Below are 23426 nucleotides of genomic sequence, written 5' to 3'. Positions count from 1 at the left end.
TCTTTGACAAATGAACTTACTTCTTCACTTCAGGAAGAACAATATTCAAAATAAGGGCAGCGATACCACCAGTGGCAACGCCTGAACTGAAGATATTACGGAACAATTCAGGAAGATGTTCAAGGATTTGTGGTACTTGTGCAACACCTAGACCCAATGCCAATGAAATCGCAATGATTAATAGTGCGCGGCGGTCTAAATGAATGCCTGACAAAATATTAATACCAGAGGCAGCCACAGCACCGAACATCACCATCACAGCACCACCAAGCACGGCTTGTGGAACTGCCTGAATGACACCTGCTACAGCAGGAAGTAGGCCTAAAATAACCAATAGGGCAGCAATCCAAATGCCTACATAGCGGCTTGCAACACCTGTTAACTGAATAACACCGTTGTTTTGCGCAAATACAGAACTTGGGAACGTATTAAAGATACCGGCAAGGAATGAGTTTGCACCATTCACCAATACACCACCTTTAATACGCTTCATCCATTCAGGGCCATCTACAGCTTGATTTGAAAGCTTAGAAGTCGCGGTAATATCGCCAATCGCTTCTAAAGATGTCACAAGGTAGATAAATGCCATTGGAATAAACAAGCTCCACGAGAAGCTTAAGCCAAAGTGCATCGGTGTTGGAATTTGAACCAGTGGCGCATCTTTTAAACCATCAAAGTTTAAATGACCCATAAAGCCTGCAAGGATGTAACCCACGACTAAGGCAATTAGGATGGCAGAACTTTTTACCCATGTAATACGCACACGGTTCAATAAAATGATCAGTACCAAAACGGTACATGACATGATGAGGTTGTCTGCATTGGCAAATGTTTTATCGCCCATGGCTTGATAACCACCACCCATACTGATCAGGCCTTCTTTAATTAAAGTCAGACCAATCAATAGCACCACAATACCTGTTACCAATGGGGTAATCAGTTTTTTCACCCAAGGTAAGATCCGTGACACACCCATTTCAATGAATGAACCTGCGATCACCACACCAAAGATAGATGCCATCACTGCTTCTACTGGTGTACCTGCCGCAACCATTGCAGAACCAATACCGATAATAGGACCAATAAAGTTAAAGCTGGTTCCTTGTACAATCAGGAGACCTGCACCAAATGGACCGACTTTTTTACATTGTAAAAAGGTTGCGATACCAGAGATCACCAATGACATCGACAGAATCATATTGGTGTCTTCTTTTGACACACCAAGTGCCAAACAGATCAGCAGACCCGGCGTCACAATTGGGACAATAATGGCCAATAAATGTTGGAACGCAGCGAGAAAAGCAATAAAAGGTTTTGGTCGATCATTCAATCCATAGACTAAATCGAGTTGATCTTTTGCTTCGGGAGATTGGTTTAAATCAGACATGCGGCACTGAAAATTAAGGCTAGGTGGCGCTATTCTAATCTGTTTACACAGCTTTACAAAACCAAAAGCGTACCAGTCGTCAAAAAAAATGCGATTGTCAATAAACTGTCACTACTAAAATCTATATTTTTTCTGTATAATTTGCCCTCAAACTTTAGGCGTATCGAATTCACATGTCAGATATTAAAACTCTCCGTAACATTGCCATCATCGCGCACGTCGACCATGGTAAAACTACTCTTGTAGACAAACTTTTACAGCAATCAGGTGCTCTTGGCGATCGCGCAGGCGAGATCGAACGTGTAATGGATTCTGGCGCTATTGAAAGTGAACGTGGTATTACCATTCTTGCAAAAAACACTGCAATCAAATGGTTAGACAAGCGTACTAACACTGAATACCGTATCAATATCGTGGATACCCCGGGACACGCCGACTTCGGTGGTGAAGTAGAACGTGTAATGTCAATGGTTGACTGCGTACTTCTTCTTGTTGACTCTCAAGAAGGCCCAATGCCACAAACTCGTTTTGTAACGCAAAAAGCGTTCGCACGTGGTTTGAAACCAATCGTAATTATTAACAAAGTCGACAAGCCAAACGCTCGTCCAGACTGGGTAATTGACCAAGTATTCGATTTGTTCGACAACCTTGGTGGTTCTGACGAACAGTTAGACTTCCCAGTTGTATATGCTTCAGGTCTTCGTGGTGTGGCTGGTCCATCTCCAGAAGAACTTGCAGAAGACATGACTCCATTGTTCGAAACAATTGTAGACATCGTTGAACCACCAGCGGTTGACGTTGACGGTCCATTCCAAATGCAAGTGTCTTCACTTGACTATAACAGCTTCGTAGGTGTTATCGGTGTTGGTCGTATTCAACGTGGTTCAGTGAAATTAAACACTCCTGTAACTGTAATCGACAAAGACGGTAAAACACGTAACGGTCGTATCTTAAAAATCATGGGTTACCATGGTTTAGAGCGTATCGATGTTGAATCAGCTTCTGCTGGTGACATTGTTTGTGTAACGGGTATTGATGAACTTCATATCTCTGACACAATCTGTGATCCAAAAGCAGTTGAAGCTTTACCTGCACTTTCTGTAGACGAACCTACAGTATCGATGACTTTCCAAGTAAACAACTCACCGTTTGCTGGTAAAGAAGGTAAATTCGTAACTTCACGTAATATCCGTGAACGTCTAGATCGCGAATTGATTCACAACGTAGCATTACGTGTTGAAGATACTGACAGTCCTGACCGTTTCAAAGTATCTGGTCGTGGTGAGCTTCACCTTTCAGTTCTTATTGAAAACATGCGTCGTGAAGGCTTCGAAATGGGCGTATCACGTCCACAAGTAATCATCAAAGAAATTGATGGTGAAAAACAAGAGCCATACGAAAACGTAACGTTTGACGTTGAAGAGCAGCACCAAGGCGCTGTAATGGAACAAATGGGTCACCGTAAAGGTGAAATGACCAATATGGAAGTTGACGGTAAAGGCCGTATCCGTATTGAAGCAACAGTTCCTTCACGTGGTTTGATTGGTTTCCGTTCTGAATTCTTAACTATGACTTCAGGTACAGGTATTATGACTTCAAGCTTCTCGCACTACGGTCCAATGAAACAAGGTACTGTTGCGAAACGTCAAAACGGTGTGTTGATTTCTATGGTTCAAGGTACTTGCTTGGGCTATGCACTATTCAGCTTACAAGACCGTGGCCGTCTATTCGCTAAACCTCAGTTAGAAGTTTATGAAGGTATGATCGTTGGTATTAACTCGCGTTCAGACGACATGACTGTTAACCCAACTAAAGCGAAACAGCTAACTAACGTACGTGCTTCTGGTACTGATGATGCGTTGACTCTCGTTCCGCACATTGAATTTACGCTTGAACAAGCGCTTGAATTTATTGAAGACGACGAATTAGTTGAAGTAACGCCTAAGTCAATCCGTATCCGTAAACGCTGGTTGACTGAAAACGAACGTAAACGTAACCGTAACGTTTAATTTTACAGTTTCAAAAAAACCGCTGACTTAGGTTAGCGGTTTTTTTATGCATGGGTGTTTTGAATAAAAATGCAAAAATTGAATGACTTTATTCATTTAATTCGACATGCATAATTTTGATAAATCCTTTTTAATAGAATGTATTACCAAAATCAAAAATGTTTTGTGTGAATTTTTATACATGGTATTTAGAATCTAATATAAACCAAGTAAATTAGGTGGAAATAGTTATACAGATATAATGTATACTTCGTCACAAAATTAAAGCTGAAAAAATTTCTGGAGATCACATGAGTATTATTCAAGAATTTAGAGAATTTGCCGTAAAAGGCAACGTGATGGACTTGGCTGTAGGTGTCATCATTGGTGGTGCTTTCGGTAAAATCATCGATTCAATGGTAAAAGACATTATCATGCCTTTTATTTCTTGGATCCTTGGTGGTGACGTTGATTATTCAAATTGGTTCTTAGTATTGGGCGATAACCCAAACAATTTAACCACGCTAAAAGCAGCACAGGATGCAGGCCTTAATGTTTTGGCTTACGGTAACTTCCTAACCATCTTAATCAACTTCTTGCTTTTGGCATGGGTCGTATTCTGGTTAGTGAAATTGATGAACAAATTGCGCCGTCAAAAAGTTGAAGAGCCAGCTCCAGAGGCGACTCCAGAAGATATCGAATTACTTCGTGAAATTCGTGATGAATTAAAACGTAAAGGTTAATCCTTTAGCAGTGAAAACGGCGCTTAAAGCGCCGTTTTTTATTGTGAATTTTGTTGAGGCGTCATTTTCATAAACTTAGGTTCTGATGTCGAAAAAACAATGCCATTTCGAATGCCTGTAAATACTTCATTTGCTTCTTCAGGTGATTCGGGTGCGCAGGCTTGTTGACCTAATATAAATAAGACTAAAGGGTGATTTTTGGATAATTTGCTAATTTGCTGTATCGCATCATACCATTTTGATTCATCGTTACGATTCCCATCTAAATCTAGTGCCAACTGGACTTCACCATGAGGGTTCATATCTTGATCATCATATAATGCTTGGATAAGTGCATGCTTTCGTTCACCTCGAATGATTGTAAAATCTGTTGTATCGACAGTGCCAAGACGAAAATAGTTGTAATAGCCCAATGGAATGTCCTTTATTTATTATTAAGTAGAATTGATTTAGTGCAATGTTATCTGGTTGCTATGATTTATATTATATGATTGAAAACCGCCAGCCAATGTTCTGAACGATTGAAAAAAATACTGGGATTATGTGCTTTAAGATGAAAAGCACATATTCGCGATATACTCGTTATAGCATGTTCAATGTGGGTGCTATGTTACATCCGAAACTTAATTTCTAATAAATGCCAGCCAAATTGGCTTTTGATCGGACCATGCAGTTCACGTTCGGGTAGGGTAAATACCGCCTTATCAATTGGACCAACCAGTTGGCCTTTTTTAATGTCGCCAAGCTCACCGCCTTTTTTACCCGAAGGGCATGTCGAATGCTGCTTTGCAATTTTGGCAAAGTCCGCACCGCCTTTGATTTTCTTTTTCAGTTGCTCACATAGTTCTTTATCTTTGACTAATATGTGGCGAACAATCGCAGACTTCATGCTTTATTTCCTTTCACGGTTTTCTTAGTCAGCATTTTAACCTTTTTTAAAGGCTGACACTCTGGGCAAAACACCGATGCACGTTGCCCTAGTTTGATATTTTGCAAGATGGTTTCACAGTTGATGCACATTTCACCGGCACGTCCGTAGGCGAGCAGAGTTTGTTGGAAATAACCATTTTCGCCCATCGCATTGGTGTAATCACGTAACGTCGAACCGCCTAAATCAATTGCCTGTTTTAAAATACGTTTGATTTCGATGACCATTTTTTCAACTTGTTCAAAACTCAAACTTGATGCAGGCTGCGCAGGATGTATGCCTAAGTTAAATAAGCTTTCCGTTGCATAGATATTGCCGACACCAACCACAATATGATTGTCCATGATCGATACTTTGATACTGGTCTGCTTATTTTTAAATTTTTGGAATAAGTATTCAGCATTAAAGTCATCACTCAGCGGTTCAGGGCCAAGCGTGTCAATCAGTTTGCTTTGAGACGATACATCTAACCATAAAATACAGCCAAAACGGCGTGGATCGTGATAGCGCAATTGCATATCTTCAAAATGAATCACCAGATGATCATGCTTTCGTAATGCTTCATCACCTTCACAAATCCGAAAACTGCCAGACATGCCCAAATGCCACAACATGCTGTCCTGTTCAAATTCAGCCAAAATATATTTTGATCGACGGCTGAGTTGAAGCAGCTTTTGACCGACGAGTTTTTGAATGTCGTCAGGAATAGGCCAACGCAGGCTCGACTGAAAAACCTCAACTTTGAGAACCTTTTCATTCAATAATGGCAATAAACTGGTTTTAGTGGTTTCTACTTCTGGTAATTCAGGCATAAAGGTCGAAGCAATGGATCATTCAAGTTATGCATACTATTGGGTCTAGCCCTACAGAATGCAAGTTTCATCGCGGCCTAAGGGAGTGTATGAATAGGTTATTGATTATTAATTGTGAGAATAATAAACCAACAAGTCACAATAATGAGTTTGAATAAGCGATCAGAAGTTAAACAATTGAATTAATAGATATATAAGATATTGAAAAATAATCACTAAAAATATTGTATAACAATAGATTTATTTAAAATCACTTATTGATAAATTAAAGTTTTGTGAATGATAAAAATAATGCTGAGATAGAACGTGAAAAATTATGTAATTTTTGTGACATTAGATTTCAAGCCTTGTGGCTTGTCTAGAGACTCTCTCCAGATTTAGGTTTTACCATGAAAAAATACAGTCTAGCTCTTCTACCTGCATTTGTTGCAGCAGCCATGACACATGTTCACGCCGCAGAAGCATTCGACACTAAAGGTCAGTACATGCTCGGGGATTGGGATGGTAAACGTACCGAACTTGCACAACAAGGTGTGAAGTTTGAGGCCAATATTGCTGCTGATGCTGCCTATCTTGCCGATGGCGGTCGTAATCCGGGACATTCAGCAACGGTAGCCAGCCAATTGTGGTTAGGTACACAGCTTGATATGGAAAAACTTGCAGGTTGGGATGGCGTGACTGTGCGTGCTGTAATGACTGCTCGTCAAGGTCAAAGTACCTCAGTTCGTGATTTGCAAGGGAATGTTCCTCAATTGGCAAATGCACAAGCCAATTTTGGCCGTGGTAACCAAGACAGCCGCTTAACCGAGCTTTCGATTGAAAAGAATTTCAAAGAACAAGGCATTAGTGTAAAAGCAGGTCGTTTAGGTCTAGGTATGGACTTTAACGTGATGGCATGTGACTTTGCCAGCACCGCATTTTGTGCAGCGCAAATGGGTAAATGGCAAGGCACAATTTGGATGAACACACCTGTAGCACAATGGGGTGGTCGTGTTAAATATCAAGCAACGCCAGAACTTGCTGCACAAGTCGGTGTATACGAATTCAATCCTGATAATGGTAATGGTAAAGCTGAAGGACAAGGTTGGAGTTTGGACACCGACAATGCTGATGGTGTAAGTATTCCTGTCGAATTGATTTGGACACCTAAACAAGCTGTAAATGGTTTGCCTGGTAGCTACCGTATCGGTGGTATGTATAACACGGCAGATAATGCTGAAAACCAATTTGATATTGCTAAAGGAAAGGTCGATGGAAAAGGGGTAAGCCCTGAAGATCGTACCTTTGGTGGTTGGATTGCGATTGAGCAACAGTTAACGTCTACAGGTGAAGGCAAACGTGGTTTGCATAGCTTTGCCAATTTTACTTGGCATGATCGTGTCACCACAAAAGTTGATAACTCACAGCAGCTGGGTTTGAAATACATTGGATTGGCCGATCGTTTACCAAACGATATGGTTGGCTTGGGCGTGAACCGTGTGCATGTCAATGATCGACTTTCTGCTGAGAAATTTGATGCAAGTGCAGAATATAATGTCGAGTTGAACTATAGCCATAACCCTACGAAATGGTTGATGATTCGTCCAAGTTTACAATATGTGATTAACCCAGGCTCAACAAATCGGGTTGATGATGCTTTCCTAATTGGTTTAAGCTCTAAGGTAATCTTCTAATGTTAAAATAGGTGCTCTATGCAAAGTAAATTTAACGTCACATCATTTAAGACACATTTACTTTGCCTGACGGCATGTATTAGCCAACAGTTGTATGCAGAAACAGGTTCTACGGAACCTGTTTTACTTCCTGAGATTACCATTGAAGCACCACGAACCAATACCACGTGGTTAAAAACACCTGCATCGGTATACCGTGTAAAGCAAGCTGAAAATAATAACAATACGGGTGTGAATCTGTCTGAAACCTTAAAAGGTGTGCCCGGACTACAACTGAATAACCGTGAAAACTATGCACAAGACTTGCAACTGTCTATGCGAGGCTTTGGCGCTCGTTCAACATTTGGTGTGCGTGGTATCCGTTTATATGTTGATGGAATCCCTGCGACCATGCCGGATGGTCAGGGACAGACGTCAAACATCGATATGAGTAGCTTAAATCATATCGAGGTATTGGGCGGGCCATTTTCCTCTTTATACGGTAACTCTTCGGGTGGGGCGATCTTAACAACAACCAAGCAAGGTACTGGAAAAGACTCTATCGAACTCGGCTATTCGGGCGGCAGTCATCATAAAAGTCGTGCTGATATTGTGCTGCAAGGTGGCTCAGAACAGGCCAATGAGCCTAGCTATGTCGTGAGTTCTTCTTATTTTAAAACCGATGGCTACCGTGATCATAGTGCTGCAAATAAGGTGCTTAGCAATGCAAAATTGACTTGGGATCTGGATGATGGTTCCAAGGTCAATTGGATTGTGAATCATGTGGATATCAATGCCGATGACCCACAAGGTCTGAATCGGGAGCAATTGCGTCAAAATCCGAAACAAGTTAATGATGCCAATAATACCTATGATGTACGTAAGGAAATTAGCCAAACTCAAACTGGGTTGACGTGGAAAAAACCATTGAATGAGCAGCATGAACTCAATGCAATGGTGTATATGGGGCAACGTGATGTCACCCAATATCAATCAATTCCAAAATGTGCTTTAAAAATAGGTACAAAAGATTGTATCCCGAATACCATTCAATTAAATCAAAGACATGCAGGTGGTGTGATTGATTTTAGCCGTGATTATTATGGAACAGATATTCGCTGGACAGGCAAAGACCTCTTGCCGAATACGCGTTTTACTGCAGGCCTTGCCTTTGATTATATGGATGAAGACCGTAAGGGCTATGAAAATTTTGATGCCAATGGAAATTTTGGCAAGAAAGGCAATATTCGTCGAAATGAAAACAACACCTTGTGGAATTTAGATCCCTATGTCCAAGCTTCGTGGAATTTTTTACCCAATTGGACTTTAGATACAGGGCTACGATATAGCAATGTTCATTATGAATCTGACGATAAATATGTCGTGGGTTTAAATAAGGATGACAGCGGTAAAACAGATTATGACAAAGTTTTACCTTCAGCAGCAGTAAGCTGGAATATTGCGCCTCAACTGAATGCCTATGCCAGTTATGCAAAAGGTTTTGAAACACCGACCTTTACAGAAATGGCCTATTCCAAAGATGACGGCATGAATTTTGATTTAAAACCAGCCAGTAGCGATAACTACGAGCTTGGGCTTAAATCACAAAATGCATGGGGGAATTTCACTGCAGCGGTATTCCAAAGCAAAACTCAAGATGACATCGTCTCTGCAGGAAGTATCAATGGTCGTGCAACCTATAAAAATGCCGATAAAACTTTACGTGAAGGTGTTGAGCTTTCATGGAATAAACAGCTATGGCGAGATTTAAGCGCGCAAGCAAGCTACAGTTATATCGATGCCACATTTGATGCTGCAATTCCTGACAGTGATGTCGTCAAAGGCACTTATATACCGGGTATTGCTAAAAACCAAGCGTTTGCCGCACTGAATTGGCAGCCAGATATTGGCTTTAATGCCGGCCTAGATGTTCGCTATATGGATAAAGTCTATGTCGATGATGCCAACAGTGATGCCGCGTCGAGCTATACCGTGGTTTCTGCCAACGCAGGTTATGTGTGGAAACAAGCAGATTGGAAAGTCAAAACCTATGTACGTGCAGATAATTTGTTTGATGAGAACTATGTCGGTTCAGTGATCGTCAATGATGGAAACAGACGCTTCTTTGAACCCGCGGATGGGGTGAATTGGAGTGCAGGATTGAGTGTGACCAAAGCCTTCTAAAAGGAGAGTGATGTGGCGTTGTTATTTCAACCAATTCAGTTTGGAACATTAGGGCTGAGTAATCGAATCGTGATTGCACCCATGTGTCAATATTCTGCCAATGAGCAAGGGGAGTTAAGCTATTGGCATGAACAACAATGGGCGAATTATGCATTGTCAGGTGCCGGACTTTGTATCGTCGAGGCAACCGCTGTACAGGCAGAGGGGCGCATTAGCTATGCAGACCTCGGCCTTTGGAATGATATGCAACGCGCGCAGATGAAGGCACTATTGGCCAAGGTGAAATCACTTTCCCCTATGCCATTTGCTATCCAACTGGCACATGCGGGTCGTAAGGCATCGACAGATAAACCGTGGGCAGGACGTGGACAATTACCCCCAGATCATCCTCAAGGATGGCAAACTGTGTCAGCCAGTGAGTTGCCCTTTAATGTCACAGATCATGCACCCCATGCTTTAAGTCGAGATGAAATCCAGCAGATCATTCAAGACTTTGCCGATTCAGCAAAACGCGCGGTAGATGCAGGCTTTGACTTAATTGAGCTACATGCTGCACATGGTTATTTACTGCATCAATTTATGTCACCATTGTCGAATCGGCGTAGCGATGAATATGGTGGCAGTTTGGAAAATCGCATTCGTCTAACCCTTGAAGTGTTCCAAGCCATGAAAAATGCCGTGCCTGAAGATTATCCAATAGGGGTACGTATTTCCGCAACTGATTGGATGGAATATACTGAAGCACCGAGTTGGGATCTAGACTCGGCTGTTGGTTTGTCAAAAGCGCTTGCACAACTAGGCACAGCCTATATTCATGTTTCTAGTGGCGGCTTAGATGTTGCGCAAAAAATTCAATTACAAGCCAGTTATCAAGTGCCTTTTGCTGAAGCCATTAAGCAAGCCGTTCAGGTTCCCGTAATTGCTGTGGGTTTAATTACCGAAGCAATGCAAGCCGAAGGCATCTTACAATATGGCATGGCAGATGCGATTGGTCTTGCTCGTGCAATTCAATATGACCCGCGTTGGCCATGGCATGCCGCTGCTGAACTCGGTGAAAACCTAAAAATTTCTCCGCAGTACTTACGCTGTCAGCCGCATGCACAAAGAAGTCAATTTACGGCTTTCTAATTATCAAAATTTATAACGGGCCGATCTACACTCTCAGGTTGAGGGTGTGGATGGAAGAGTCTATTACACAGGATATTTCGTATGGTCTTTGAGGTGATTGGTCCAATCTTTTTTCTTTTGGCCTTGGGATATCTGTCTGTAAAATGCAGTTTATTGAGTAAAGAACAGGTCGGAACCATTGGTGCATTTGTGATTAAAATTGCACTGCCGGCTTTGTTTTTTCAGTCATTAGCTTCTAAAGATTTGCATCAAATTTGGTATCCCGGCTATTTCTTTGTTTATACCGGAGTCACGTTTTTACTGTATGGCATGGCCTATTGGCTATTGTCGACACATTTTAAAAATAATATGTCGCAAACAGCGGTACTGTCACTAGGCGCTGGCATGTCAAATACAGGCTTAATTGGCACTGCAGTGCTAAGCTTATTGGTCGGTCAAAATGCGATGACCTATACCTCACTAATCGTCATTATTGAAAGTGTGCTACTGATTCCAACGGTTCTGGTCCTTGCACAATTAGGAAGTTCACAGCAAAAAGCCAATATTGGCGACATCATCAAGAATACCTTATTGACCCTGTTAAAAAATCCACTCTTTGCAGGGGTAATGCTAGGGATTGGGTTTGCAATTTTCCAAATCCGTTTGCCTCATCAAATCAATGATGTACTGGCGATGTTAGGTCAAACGGCTTCACCACTGGCGCTGTTTGCAATTGGTGGTGGGATTGTCGGTATGAGCTTAAAGTATGTGAATGCTCAGAGCTTCTATTTGGTGATTTCAAGCAACTTGGTGATGCCTTTACTGACTTATTTAGGCTTACGCTATTTGACCGATGTCAGCCAAGAGATGTTATATGCAGGGACGATTATTGCCGCATTACCGATGCCGACGATTTTTGCCATGCTTGGACAAGTTTATGGCTTAAATGAAAAGACCTTAACGCCTTTATTGATGAGTACCATCTTGGGCTTTGTCGTAACAGGCATATTAATCAGTTTGTGGTGGGCGTGATTTTGATCAGCTCAAGATTTGCTAAACCCATGAAAAAGCCCTGCATGTGCAGGGCTTTTTTTAATGCTCAATTAACTCTTTTTCGCATTGGCTTTAGGTGCTTTGGCTTGTTCAGCAATCATTTTATCCACGGTTGCCAAAGATTCTTTCGCTTGCGGAATATTTTCGTTGGCTAATGCACTAAATATTTTTTTAGCTTCAGGCAAATTTTGCGGGATGATATTGCCATTTACAAACATATTGCCCACTGCCATCAATGCAGGGACATAGCCTTTTTTCGCTAACTCTTGAATGCTATTCAGACCTTGCTGAATAGGCTTTTCATTTTTAGCTTTAAAGCCTGCACTGATGTCATAAAGTGCTTTGGCATGAATCGCAGGGTAGTTGCCTTTTTTAATCAGTGGATCAAGTTTGCTGAGTGCCAATTTATCTGACTCAGGTTTATTTTCTGCAAAAAGTAAAATGGCATAGTCGATGGAGGCATCGTCAAACCCTGCCGAAGATGCGCGTTCTAAATATTGTTTGGCCTTGTTGGTGTCTTGTTTTAAGCCCAGTGTGCCCGTTGCATAATTTTTACCTAAAACATAGTTAGCAACTGGGTAGCCTTTGGCTGCAGCCTGTTCATAGAGTTGGATGGCTTTTTTCTCATCCTTCGCTACGCCTTGACCTGTTTGAGTAAGATAGCCCAAATTATAAATGGCCTGAGCATTACCTTTTGCTGCAAGCTTGCTCAGTGTTTGGTAGGCGCCATTCATATCTTTGGCCTTGACCATAGCTTCCACTTTAGCAAATTCAGGATCGACGGCATCTGTTTTAGTTTCAGCAAAAGCGAATTGAGTGCTCATTGCCAAAATGCTTGCAAGTAGGATTTTTTTCATCTTGAAACCTTTTGTAAATCATACACATAATTCCATTTATGTGTTTTGGTGGTTATTTTTGTCGGTTTTTACATCATAGGTAGATTTACGTAAATGTAAAGTGAGGAATTGTGATTTAAAGCGTTTTTATAAAATAAAGTTGATTGCCGTTAGCGCGTTAAATGCCATGACTTAATTGCATTAAAAGCCTTTGCAAAAAAGCAGGACTCTGATTTAATCGCGCATTGTTATTTTCTCAGAGGCAGCGCGATGTTTATTAAAGGCATTAAACGCAATTACGATAAAATTAATGCAGATGAATCGATTGCAGATGAAGATAAAATTGATGCGCTTTTGATGAAACTGGGCGCAGAGTTTTTAGTCAGTAAAGAGGATCGGGTTTATATTTTCAAAAAAGGCGATTTGGAAGCTAAATTTGATGCCAAACATGCGCGCGCCTATCATTTTAAAGAATATGTATGCAAAGACATGAATAAGCTGTTTCATGGATTTTGATTAAAATCATGATTTAAAAACGAAGAAGTGAGGGGGAATAAAGTTCCTCCTTATTTTTGTTTGTTGTGTACTGCACCAGCGTATATGATTTAAAAAACCTTAATTTTCAAAAGTATAATATTTTCTAAAAATATAAATTGAATAAAATAGATACAAGGCATCTATGATGAATACAGATATACATGATTCATTGAGATGTATTTAAATATGATAAAAATAAGTGCCATCTTGATCCTTAGTTTCGTCTGTTCAATAACCAGTTGGGCTCAACAACCCAAGCTTGTTCCGCATCCAATCCATTTAAAAAATGGCAAGCAGTTTTCTTTAAATTTGCCTGCAAATTTCGAGATCATTCCTGCTGCTGAAGGTCTCAAACGGGTACGCTTTTTTGCGCAAGCGCCTGATCGCAGAATGTTTGTCACGGATATGTATGATCTAACAGATAATAAAAAAGGTACTGTGTATATATTGGATGATTGGAATGCTGATACCGGTAAATTTGGCAAAATCATTCCTTATCTGACCGGTTTGAGAAATCCAAATTCAGTTCAGTTTTATACTGATGCTCAAGGACAGGATTGGCTCTATTTGGCGGAAACGCACCAACTGACACGGCAAAAATTTAGTAGAGGAGAAACTCAGCCTTCGAGTAAGGCTGAAGTTTTAGCGACATTTCCCGATTATGGTTTGAGTTATAAATACGGCGGTTGGCTTCTGACGCGGACGATTGCTATTGGTGGGAATGAAAAAGTTTATGTGTCGGTTGGTTCGAGTTGTAACGCCTGTGTAGAAAAAGGAAAAGTGCGAGCATCCGTCATCGAGATGAATCCTGATGGTTCAGAGCAACGGATTTATGCGACAGGTTTGCGTAATGCTGTTGGGCTAAAATGGATCGGCAGATTTCTATTTGCAACTAATCAAGGTTCTGATCATTTGGGAAGTAAAAAGCCAGATGAAACTTTTTATGCGTTAAAACGGGATGTCGATTATGGCTGGCCCGCATGTTATTCATGGCAGGGCAAAGTATTAGCGGATACTAAATTTAAACGTGCATCTGGCTGTAAAAATGTTCCATCGCCCTATACTTATTTCCCTTCACATTCCTCTGCATTGGGTTTTGATTATTTTGATAACCCTCATACCGATTCCACCATTAAAAATGCTTTTTTAGTGGCTTTGCATGGCTCTACCGACGAGGCGATTGGCCATGGCTATCAAATTGCAATGATGCGTAAAGGACAAAAACTTGAAACCTTTATGGATGGCTTTTTAGTCGGTAAAACGGTGCATGGGCGACCTGCTGATATTTATAAGGTCGATGAAAAATCTTTTTATTTTTCAGATGATCGGGCAGGGGTGATTTATTATGTGAGGGAAAAAATGAGTGATTAAAAAGCCAAAGTTTTTAGGCTTTGGCTTTGAGTGCTTAGGGATGGTCAGAAGATTTAGATGGTCACACCTGATGTCAGAATTCTAGTTTATATACGGTCAAAAATGGCTAATCATAGCGTTTCAGTTCTAAGTCTTCATTCTTGAAATGGGCAATCGAAATATGATTATTTGCTGCAATATTCTTAAAGCGTAACCATAGAAAAAATTCAATAAGATTGATTCCAATTCCCCAAAAAGATGTATTTAAGAGGGTGAGTTGGGTGTCGTAGGCAACATGAAACTCGAAGCCTGTGCTACTGAAGCCAAATGAGCTTTGCATAAAGAGAAAAAAGCCAGTTGTTACTTTTGGATAGTAAATGACTAAGGGTGTGATAATAATCGGGACAAGGCTTAAGCTGATCCAAAACAGTATTTTCAAGCCTAGAACATCTCTTTTCCAATATTTGATAGCGCCCATTAGCATGAAAAAGAGTTGGGCATACAGTACAAGAATAATAATCAAAACAAGTAGAGATAGCTGAATTGAAAGCAATTGATTGCCGAGTATGACCATGCCTAGAAGGGCAAAAATTCCGTAATAAAGGGCAATGATCTTGTGCTTTGGGTCTTGAAATTGTGTCTGATGCATCGTTATATAGTTTATTGTTAAAATTCGGAGTGCATTTTAGTTTAAAAATAGTCAAATTAACATGATGAATTTTAAAATTTAAAACTTAGATTTGTTATAAAAGAAGATAGCTAAATGTAGCTATCTTCTGAATTTATTTAAGCTGACTGCGGACGTGCCACATCACCATTCAATGCATCAGGCAAGGCTAAAACTGTCACATCTAACTCTTCTAAAGCTTCTGGGCGTGCCACAACTAAAGCTACATAACCATTTTCTACAGCCGCACTATTGACCACTTGTACGCCTTTATTCAGCTGTTCGCCTTGTGCAGGCGCAGTTCCTGTGCCTTGAATTGCATGCAACCAAGCTTTTGGTTTGGCTTTAAACCATAAACGTGCAATCACTTCCTGACCCAAATAACAACCTTTGTCATAGTGGACGCCTTCACGCTGATGTAGACGTAACTCTTGCGGTTGGAACACATGTTCAATGGCTTGGTCAATATAGGCCTGACCCGCTTGAATCGCTTGAACTTCCCATGCTGCAACATCCGTCGGTTCCGAAGCAAATGTCGTTTCATCACCGACTAAACTAGGAAAAACTGCACCAGTTTCTTCAAGTTTCATCTTAGAAAATGCACCATATTTTTTAATATGTTTGGCAAATTCTTCGGCTTGATCTGCTGTAGTGACAATAGAAAAACTTTCAGCACTGTGTTTGGTGAGCCATAAACCAAAATGAATACGGCCTTTGAGGTCGCAGATTGCGGTATAACGTGTTGCATTTTTTTCAAGGCGTTCAACATGCAAAGTCACTTGCCCTTGTAGAAATTTTTGTGCATCGACACCGTTGAGAGAAAAAGATGTGAATGCCATAGACGTTGTCATGACCAGCCTCAGTATAAATTTTAGATATCATTAATCATGTTATTTTGCAGCAAGCCGCAGTGTTAGGCAAACAAAAAGCCCATATTGATATGGGCTTTTGTACAGCAGAGATCGGTCTTAGTGATTGTGTGTAGGCATATCGCTTGCAGTCATATCCATAGTGGAATGATGCGAAGGCGGTTCACTATTACAATCATATTGATCGCCACAAATACGCACGGTTTCCATCATGCCTTGATCTTCATGGTCTAAAATATGGCAGTGCAGAACGAAGTCGCCTTCAAATTTTTCGTACTTACTGCGTACAAAGATTTTATAGCCCTGTTTGACGAAGAGCGTATCTTTCCAAACGCCTTTCATTCCATGATATTGCGAGTCAATATTTCCTGCACCATCTTTATCTGAGCTGCCGATCGCACTGACATCGACACCATTTTCATTCAATATTTTCACGACTTGGAATGGATTGACATGAATATGGAAGGGATGACTTGCAACATTACTGCTCAACTCCCACTCTTGGGTTTGCCCGATTGGAAGCTTGCGGACATAGCTATGGTGGGTATGGTCTTCATCGTGGTAGGCATCGCCAAAGCTGATCAAGGTACCTTCTTCGGCATGACGAATACCAAATTTAAATCTGCCATCTGTATTGAACAGAATGTCAAAGTTGGTGATTTGCTTCGCCATCGTTTTGAGCATTTTATCGACTTCAGCAGTCATTAAACTCGCATGAGAGATAAAGGCTGATAAATCACCCTGTTCGAGCTGTGCAATCACTTCTGGTGCCAGTTTTAGTTGGGTGGCCTGACTTTTTAAGAAGTTAAACGGCGTTTGCTGCGGTAGTTGAGTTGCTTGCACATTGACCCAACCGAGGAGCTGTGTATTGAGTTTTTCTTCTGGTGCGCGACGAAGTAACGGACTTGATTCAGGCGCATTAATTTCATCTTCCAGATTCAGCTTGGCATCGTATACACAGTATTTATTGGTGGTCGGGAAGGAGAGCATGGCATCAAAGCGATAACCCGGCTGAAAAATTTCAATCCCGTGCTTTTGGATTTTCCTCATGGTCAAGCCGTCTTGTGCAAGGGTATATAACGGTAATGTTTTCAGCGTTTTAAACTGTGAAGACATCGACTTGCTTTGATACTTTTGACATTCGCTCAGGGTTTGCTCTGCGGTAAAGAGCGCAGAATCAGGCAGTTCTTTGATGGTCAAACCAATGGTGTCACGGATACCGCCGTGAATCATGCGCCAGCGGTGGTATTGGTTCTGATCCACCTTAATTTCACCAAACATTTTGCCATTGATACTGGTAAAACGATTTTCATCCGCCCAAGAGGTCGGTATATCCAGTTTTGAATAATCTTCTAAGCTATAGATGCAGGGTGTGCCATTTACTTGGCTCAACGTGCTGTCGCAATCTTCGTTGTATTGAATTTGCTGGAATAGCATGATTTTTTCATGGTCATACTGCTGGGTTTTTTGATTTTTCCATAAGATGTCCAAATCACCAGTCTGTTGAATTTGCCCCTGACGAATGACAGGTTTCCGCTCGCCCTCAATAATCAAAGGGCCAGCCATGCCACTTGAGACCTGAATCGCGGTTGAACCATGCACATGTGAGTGATACCAAAATGTTCCCGCAGGATGATTCGGTTCGATCTTAAATTCGTAATGAAAATCTTGCTGAGGTTTTAAGCTCAAAAATACGTTGTCACTATTTCCTTGCGGGCTAACCCAAAGACCATGTGTATGTAAATTTGTGGTGTTAAAACAGTTCCCTTGGTTAATATTGGTCACTGGACTTGGACAGGTCTCCGTCGATTCAACAGGGAGGTGATTGACCAGATGAATTTTTAAATTGTCACCTTGTTTCGCACGAATTTGTGGGCCAACCAACACATCCGAAACACTGCCATCGCTATTTTTCGAGTTCCAGAGTTCAGGTTTAGTCAGATAGCCTCTGACCTGTAATAGGTCATTTTCACCCGTTTCAGGGTCGTATAAGGCTTGGTGTTTATAGGCAATCAGCAGTTCATGCTCACCTTGTGCATTGGCTTTCAAACGTGGTGGATTCGAGATGACAGTCGGTGAGTCTACTTCCTCTTCTTGAGTCGTCGAATCTGTTGTCGATTGGTCGTTGTCGCCACAGGCAATGAAGCTGAGACAGCTTAAGAGGCAGCCAGCCCCAATGATAGTTTTAAATTTTGTCATGATCTTTCCCCAAAGCATAATGACGGTAGAACAGTAATCGCAGATTTATTTAGCTAAGGTTTTGTAAATATTGTGATTATTTTGGCGAATACAGTGAATTACTGTGCTTGTATGTCGTGCTTTTATTATCTGAGAGTGGGGTGATTCGACGCTATCCCTGCAAATAGGGATAAATTGAGAATTAAGATAAAATAAATAATAAAACTGTGTTTTGATTCACATTATGGCTTTAAGGCGCAATGAGCTAATGAAGTAATTTAATGCCTTGATTATTAAATACTAAAATTGATAAGACTGATTTTTAATCAATTTGGTTGATATTTAGATTAAATATTATGCAGTGCAATTTACCTTAGACTAAAGAATGAGGCGGATTTGCAGCTATTTTTCAAAAAAATTCATATTTAGAGCCAATATTCCAAAGTTAGTGTAACTAAATATTTCAAAAACCCCTGTTTTTATATTTAACCCTATGAAATATATGAGATTTGGGAAATGGGTTTTCGGCAGTGTAGTATGCCTATCGAACAAAGATGAATTGTCTATGAAAAAGACAACGCAAAAAAATGAAAGACCGAGGGCAGGAACGCTATGAACAACAACTACCGTAAACCGCTGCAAGGCACCCAGCTAGAATACTTCGATGTACGCCAAGCCGTAGAAGATATTCAGCCAGGCGCATACGCAAAACTCCCATATACATCTAAAGTCCTTGCAGAGCAGTTGGTTCGTAAATGCGACCCTGCAATCTTAGAACAATCTTTAAAAGAGCTGATTAACCGCAAACAAGACCACGATTTCCCTTGGTACCCTGCACGTGTGGTGTGCCATGACATCCTCGGTCAAACCGCATTGGTTGACCTTGCAGGCTTGCGTGATGCGATTGCAGATCAAGGTGGCGACCCGTCAAAAGTTAATCCTGTTGTTCCAACACAGTTGATTGTTGACCATTCTCTAGCTGTAGAGTTTGGCGGTTTTGACCCAGACGCTTTTGAGAAAAACCGTGCGATTGAAGACCGCCGTAACGAAGACCGCTTCCATTTCATTGAATGGACTAAAACAGCCTTTGAAAATGTCGATGTGATCCCTGCGGGCAACGGTATCATGCATCAAATTAACTTGGAGAAAATGTCTCCAGTGATTCAAAACCGTGATGGTGTCGCATTCCCTGATACCTGCGTGGGTACAGACTCACATACGCCGCATACTGATGCATTGGGCGTAATTTCTGTTGGTGTCGGCGGTCTAGAAGCTGAAAACGTGATGCTGGGACGTGCGTCTTGGATGCGTCTGCCAGACATCATTGGTGTAGAGCTTGTCGGTCAGCGTCAAGCAGGCATTACCGCAACTGATATCGTGTTAGCGCTTACAGAATTCTTGCGTAAAGAACGTGTAGTTGGTGCGTATTTAGAATTCTTTGGTGAAGGTGCTGACAGCATGTCAGTGGGTGACCGTGCGACGATCTCAAACATGACCCCTGAATATGGTGCAACGGCTGCGATGTTCTACATTGACCAAAACACCATTGATTACCTGACATTGACAGGCCGTGAAGCGGATCAAGTGAAATTGGTTGAAACCTATGCCAAAGAAATTGGTCTTTGGGCGTCGGATATGACAGCGGCAGAATACCCGCGTGTACTACGTTTTGATTTATCACAAGTCACTCGTAATATTGCAGGTCCATCGAATCCACATGCACGTGTATCAACCGCTGATTTAAAAGCGAAAGGCATTGCAGGTAACTTAGAAGCGGTTAAAGCTCAGGAAGCTGAAGGTTTAATGCCTGATGGCGCAATCATCATTGCAGCAATCACCTCATGTACAAACACTTCTAACCCACGTAATACCGTGGCAGCAGGCTTACTTGCACGTAAAGCAAATGAATTAGGTTTAGTGCGTAAACCTTGGGTGAAATCATCATTTGCACCGGGTTCTAAAGCAGCCGCTTTATACCTAGAAGAAGCAGGTGTACTCGGTGATTTAGAAAAACTGGGCTTTGGTATCGTGGCATATGCATGTACCACGTGTAATGGTATGTCAGGTGCGCTCGATCCAGTGATTCAGCAAGAAATTATTGATCGTGATTTGTACGCAACTGCGGTACTTTCAGGTAACCGTAACTTCGATGGTCGTATCCATCCTTATGCAAAACAAGCGTTCTTGGCTTCGCCTCCACTCGTTGTGGCGTATGCCATTGCAGGGACGATTCGTTTTGATATCGAAACCGATTCACTGGGTAATGACAAAGACGGTAATCCAATTTACTTAAAAGACATTTGGCCGTCTGATGCTGAAATTGATGCATTGGTGAAAAAAGCGGTGAAGCCTGAACAGTTTAAGAAAGTGTATATCCCAATGTTTGATTTGGGTGAGCGTGAAAAAGCGGCAAGCCCACTATACGACTGGCGTCCGCAAAGTACTTATATTCGCCGTCCGCCGTATTGGGAAGGGGCTTTGGCTGCACCACGTACACTTGCAAATATGCGTCCGCTTGCGATCTTGCCTGACAACATCACCACAGACCATTTATCGCCATCGAATGCGATCATGATGGATTCGGCTGCAGGTGAGTATCTGCATAAAATGGGCGTGCCTGAGGAAGACTTCAACTCATACGCAACCCACCGTGGTGACCATTTGACTGCACAGCGTGCGACATTTGCTAACCCGAAATTGTTCAATGAAATGGTGGTTCGTTCTGACGGTACGATCAAGCAAGGTTCAAAAGCGCGTGTAGAGCCTGAAGGCGAAGTGATGCGTATGTGGGAAGCGATTGAAACTTACATGAACCGTAAGCAGCCGCTCATCATCATTGCAGGTAAAGACTATGGTCAAGGTTCAAGCCGTGACTGGGCAGCTAAAGGTGTGCGCCTTGCAGGTGTAGAAGTGATTGTGGCGGAAGGTTTTGAGCGTATTCACCGTACAAACCTTGTAGGTATGGGCGTGTTACCGCTTGAGTTTAAAGCAGGGACTGACCGTAAAACTTTGAAGCTGGATGGTACTGAGCTGTATAGCGTGATTGGCAATATTGCGCCTCGTTCTGACCTGACTTTGGTGGTTGAGCGTTCAACTGCAGACGGAAAAAATGAAATCATTAAAGTGCCTGTGACTTGTCGTTTAGACACTGAAGAAGAAGTGCATGTGTATGAAGCGGGTGGTGTGTTACAACGCTTTGCACAGGACTTTTTAGAAGGGAATGTGTAATTAAGTCTTTAATAAAAAAAGCCTCCTGAATAGGAGGCTTTTTTTATTAGTCTAAAGAGGAGATTACATTTTGAATATCTATATTTTTCTCACGTAGATATTTAATTAAAGTAATTTCATCTTTACCAAGCGTGGGTTGTAAAGATATACGCTCATATTCAGCAAAAACATTTGGCTGATATTCTTTTAAACACTTGAACCAAAAGTCCTGTTTGTCTAAGCCTAGTTTTTCAGCAATTAAACCTGCTTTATCCAAAGGGATTTTAGTTTTCCCCTGTTTTAGCATTGAGATAACATTAGGTGTAGAAAAGCCAGCATATTCTGCTAAATCTTTTTGTGTCAGACTTTGATTTAAATTAATTGCATCAGCTAAAATTTTTGCTACTTCGCGTTCATCAAAAAAGAGATTCATCGTGTTTTCCTTAAAAATATTTATACTCACTTAATTTGTTAAAAGAGCATATTCATTAGGATAAAAGGTTTGCATAACTTGTTTAAACAAAATTGGATATGGAATTTCATAAGTTTTAGCTATTAGAGGTAGAAAATTTAAAGGTAATTCAAAAATTCCTAACTCTAATTGTTCAATAACATTAGAACAGCTACAAGCATTTAATAATTCCTCGGGATTAAAATTTTCTTCGAGATGTAATCTAGCCTCTTTAAGCATGGTTGCAAAAGATGTAGGGGAGTTGAAAGAAAAATTTTGCGTTTGTTTTACATAGAAAGTTGGTTTAAATCCTTTTCTTTTAGATAGCCAATGCTTGAGTGAGGCAGAGGAAAGTTCATGTTTTGAAAAAGCTTCTATTTCTCCTGCACTGATAGCATTTTTTAAAGTGCGAAGATCAATATCTGCTAGATGTGCAATGGCTAAGGGGTAGTTGCACGTTTTTATATTGTAGAACATTACTTCACTATCATGTTCAAGAGCATGTCGAGCTAAAGCCATTGTAATAATGTCATTTGAACCATTAGATACATGAAAGTGATCAGAATGCAAAATATGAATAAAATCAACACAATCAGTTATTTCATCCATACTGCATCTACTTGCATCACCATTGACCGCATATTCATAGATACATTCAAAAGGACTCCAAATTAACCCATTCATAAAATGATTTTTTGCTAATTTGTCTTCAATTTCTGTTGAAAAGGTTGGTAGATCATAGGCGGTACCTAAATTTTCTATATTGTTAACTCCAAAGACCTGTCCCATGATGCCATGAATGCCCATATGCCCTTCCATTGTTGAAAAGTTACCGAGTGCACATGTATAAATATTTTGGAAAAATTCCTCTTTTGAAATAACTTTTTCTTTAGCCATTTTCTGCTTAATCAGTTGAAGATTTAAGGACAGTCTATCATGTTTGTGTGTTTTTCAAAGAAAAACACACAAATTCCTTGCAAATGAAAGCCTTTTTGATTATGATTATTTCATTGAAAAAATCATTTTAAGGTGTTTTTAATGAAAGCGGTTATTAACAAAGCAAATCTAAAGAATGATCATATTTATTTAAATTCGATGATTTCAGTGTTTCCAACAGATTGTATCGGAGGAGCTAATTCCAAAAATAAGGGAACAGAATTAAAAATTAGCTATAAATGTGGTAGTGGAACTAAGTCATTTATGAGTGATATTGCTGGGGATAAAAACATTCTACGCAAGCGTGGAAAGCAATCAGGAACAGGAATGTTATTAGCAGATTTGGATGTGAAAGATGGTGATGTTTTAGAATTTAGAAAGTTGGATGTTTATCACTTTGAAGTCGTGAAAGTTTCGTAAGCGTCCGCTGAACACACCTTCTGAATTCATCCTATAAGCCTTAATTTAGTCCCCACTTAGAAACAAGTGGGGACTTAAATTTATGACTACAAATCATCAGACATCCATCGCATCTCTTGCG

At 40.8% G+C, this 23426-nt stretch carries 20 protein-coding genes; 10 read left to right on the top strand and 10 right to left on the bottom strand.

Going from position 1 to position 23426, the window contains the following annotated elements; translation table 11 throughout:
* Positions 1-16: 16 nt before the first annotated feature.
* The gene (locus FTT99_RS14620) at positions 17-1387 is read right to left on the bottom strand and encodes a uracil-xanthine permease family protein (protein WP_180161623.1); all 1371 of its coding nucleotides are present in this window, start codon (positions 1385-1387) and stop codon (positions 17-19) included.
* Between the two features lie 173 nt (positions 1388-1560).
* Here FTT99_RS14620 and typA point away from each other — a divergent pair, with 173 nt between their 5' ends.
* Positions 1561-3396 (top strand): translational GTPase TypA, encoded by a 1836-nt coding sequence (gene typA / locus FTT99_RS14615; protein ID WP_078192340.1) that lies wholly within the window; start codon positions 1561-1563, stop codon positions 3394-3396.
* 290 nt (positions 3397-3686) lie between these two features.
* Positions 3687-4118, top strand: a complete 432-nt coding sequence (gene mscL / locus FTT99_RS14610) for a large conductance mechanosensitive channel protein MscL (protein WP_078192339.1) — start codon at positions 3687-3689, stop codon at positions 4116-4118.
* A gap of 38 nt (positions 4119-4156) precedes the next feature.
* On the opposite strand, the gene FTT99_RS14605 is transcribed toward mscL, so the two are convergent.
* The 3 genes from FTT99_RS14605 to mutM form a co-directional block, all read right to left on the bottom strand.
* Entirely contained in the window at positions 4157-4531 is a 375-nt protein-coding gene (locus FTT99_RS14605; protein WP_005007840.1) for a hypothetical protein, read from the bottom strand.
* A 197-nt stretch (positions 4532-4728) separates the two neighbouring features.
* A complete protein-coding gene (locus FTT99_RS14600) occupies positions 4729-5007 on the bottom strand; it encodes a peptidylprolyl isomerase (RefSeq protein WP_078192338.1) in 279 nt (92 codons plus the stop codon).
* Positions 5004-5858, bottom strand: a complete 855-nt coding sequence (gene mutM / locus FTT99_RS14595; RefSeq protein WP_180130278.1) for a bifunctional DNA-formamidopyrimidine glycosylase/DNA-(apurinic or apyrimidinic site) lyase — start codon at positions 5856-5858, stop codon at positions 5004-5006. Before mutM ends, FTT99_RS14600 begins: the two co-directional genes overlap by 4 nt.
* Before the next feature lie 389 nt (positions 5859-6247).
* Here mutM and FTT99_RS14590 point away from each other — a divergent pair, with 389 nt between their 5' ends.
* The 4 genes from FTT99_RS14590 (at position 6248) to FTT99_RS14575 (ending at position 11833) form a co-directional block, all read left to right on the top strand.
* Positions 6248-7531, top strand: a complete 1284-nt coding sequence (locus tag FTT99_RS14590) for a carbohydrate porin (RefSeq protein WP_180130280.1) — start codon at positions 6248-6250, stop codon at positions 7529-7531.
* 18 nt (positions 7532-7549) lie between these two features.
* The gene (locus tag FTT99_RS14585; RefSeq protein WP_180161621.1) at positions 7550-9694 is read left to right on the top strand and encodes a TonB-dependent receptor; all 2145 of its coding nucleotides are present in this window, start codon (positions 7550-7552) and stop codon (positions 9692-9694) included.
* A gap of 12 nt (positions 9695-9706) precedes the next feature.
* Positions 9707-10822 (top strand): NADH:flavin oxidoreductase/NADH oxidase, encoded by a 1116-nt coding sequence (locus FTT99_RS14580; RefSeq protein ID WP_180130284.1) that lies wholly within the window; start codon positions 9707-9709, stop codon positions 10820-10822.
* 81 nt (positions 10823-10903) lie between these two features.
* Positions 10904-11833 (top strand): AEC family transporter, encoded by a 930-nt coding sequence (locus FTT99_RS14575; RefSeq protein ID WP_180130286.1) that lies wholly within the window; start codon positions 10904-10906, stop codon positions 11831-11833.
* A 71-nt stretch (positions 11834-11904) separates the two neighbouring features.
* On the opposite strand, the gene FTT99_RS14570 is transcribed toward FTT99_RS14575, so the two are convergent.
* Positions 11905-12711 (bottom strand): tetratricopeptide repeat protein, encoded by an 807-nt coding sequence (locus FTT99_RS14570; RefSeq protein ID WP_180130288.1) that lies wholly within the window; start codon positions 12709-12711, stop codon positions 11905-11907.
* Between the two features lie 249 nt (positions 12712-12960).
* Between FTT99_RS14570 and FTT99_RS14565 the strand changes: the two genes are divergently transcribed.
* Both FTT99_RS14565 and FTT99_RS14560 read left to right on the top strand, forming a co-directional pair.
* The gene (locus FTT99_RS14565; protein WP_078191141.1) at positions 12961-13206 is read left to right on the top strand and encodes a hypothetical protein; all 246 of its coding nucleotides are present in this window, start codon (positions 12961-12963) and stop codon (positions 13204-13206) included.
* A 207-nt stretch (positions 13207-13413) separates the two neighbouring features.
* The gene (locus FTT99_RS14560) at positions 13414-14598 is read left to right on the top strand and encodes a sorbosone dehydrogenase family protein (RefSeq protein WP_180161629.1); all 1185 of its coding nucleotides are present in this window, start codon (positions 13414-13416) and stop codon (positions 14596-14598) included.
* A 106-nt stretch (positions 14599-14704) separates the two neighbouring features.
* Here FTT99_RS14560 and FTT99_RS14555 read toward each other — a convergent pair whose 3' ends face one another.
* From FTT99_RS14555 to FTT99_RS14545, 3 genes are all read right to left on the bottom strand, one after another.
* Positions 14705-15226: a hypothetical protein gene (locus FTT99_RS14555; RefSeq protein WP_078191139.1), complete on the bottom strand. Its 522-nt coding sequence runs from the start codon at positions 15224-15226 to the stop codon at positions 14705-14707.
* Between the two features lie 137 nt (positions 15227-15363).
* Positions 15364-16095 carry a folate-binding protein YgfZ gene (locus tag FTT99_RS14550; RefSeq protein ID WP_180130290.1) on the bottom strand — a complete coding sequence of 244 codons (732 nt, stop codon included), beginning with the start codon at positions 16093-16095 and terminating at the stop codon, positions 15364-15366.
* 117 nt (positions 16096-16212) lie between these two features.
* Positions 16213-18312: a multicopper oxidase family protein gene (locus tag FTT99_RS14545; protein ID WP_180130292.1), complete on the bottom strand. Its 2100-nt coding sequence runs from the start codon at positions 18310-18312 to the stop codon at positions 16213-16215.
* 591 nt (positions 18313-18903) lie between these two features.
* Between FTT99_RS14545 and acnD the strand changes: the two genes are divergently transcribed.
* Positions 18904-21519: a Fe/S-dependent 2-methylisocitrate dehydratase AcnD gene (acnD, locus tag FTT99_RS14540; RefSeq protein WP_180130294.1), complete on the top strand. Its 2616-nt coding sequence runs from the start codon at positions 18904-18906 to the stop codon at positions 21517-21519.
* Between the two features lie 46 nt (positions 21520-21565).
* Here acnD and FTT99_RS14535 read toward each other — a convergent pair whose 3' ends face one another.
* Entirely contained in the window at positions 21566-21931 is a 366-nt protein-coding gene (locus FTT99_RS14535; RefSeq protein ID WP_180130297.1) for a helix-turn-helix domain-containing protein, read from the bottom strand.
* 30 nt (positions 21932-21961) lie between these two features.
* On the bottom strand, positions 21962-22846 hold the full coding sequence (locus FTT99_RS14530; protein WP_180130299.1) for a hypothetical protein: 885 nt from the start codon (positions 22844-22846) through the stop codon (positions 21962-21964).
* Between the two features lie 141 nt (positions 22847-22987).
* On the opposite strand from FTT99_RS14530, the gene FTT99_RS14525 reads away from it, so the two are divergent.
* Positions 22988-23305, top strand: coding sequence for a hypothetical protein (locus FTT99_RS14525; RefSeq protein WP_180130301.1), 318 nt, complete (start codon positions 22988-22990; stop codon positions 23303-23305).
* Positions 23306-23426 lie beyond the last annotated feature (121 nt).

Source organism: Acinetobacter sp. YH12040 (assembly GCF_013420005.1).
In the GTDB taxonomy this organism is placed as follows: domain Bacteria; phylum Pseudomonadota; class Gammaproteobacteria; order Pseudomonadales; family Moraxellaceae; genus Acinetobacter; species Acinetobacter amyesii.
The sequence above is the reverse complement of the archived record's forward strand: the minus strand, read 5'-3'. Positions and strand labels throughout refer to the sequence as shown.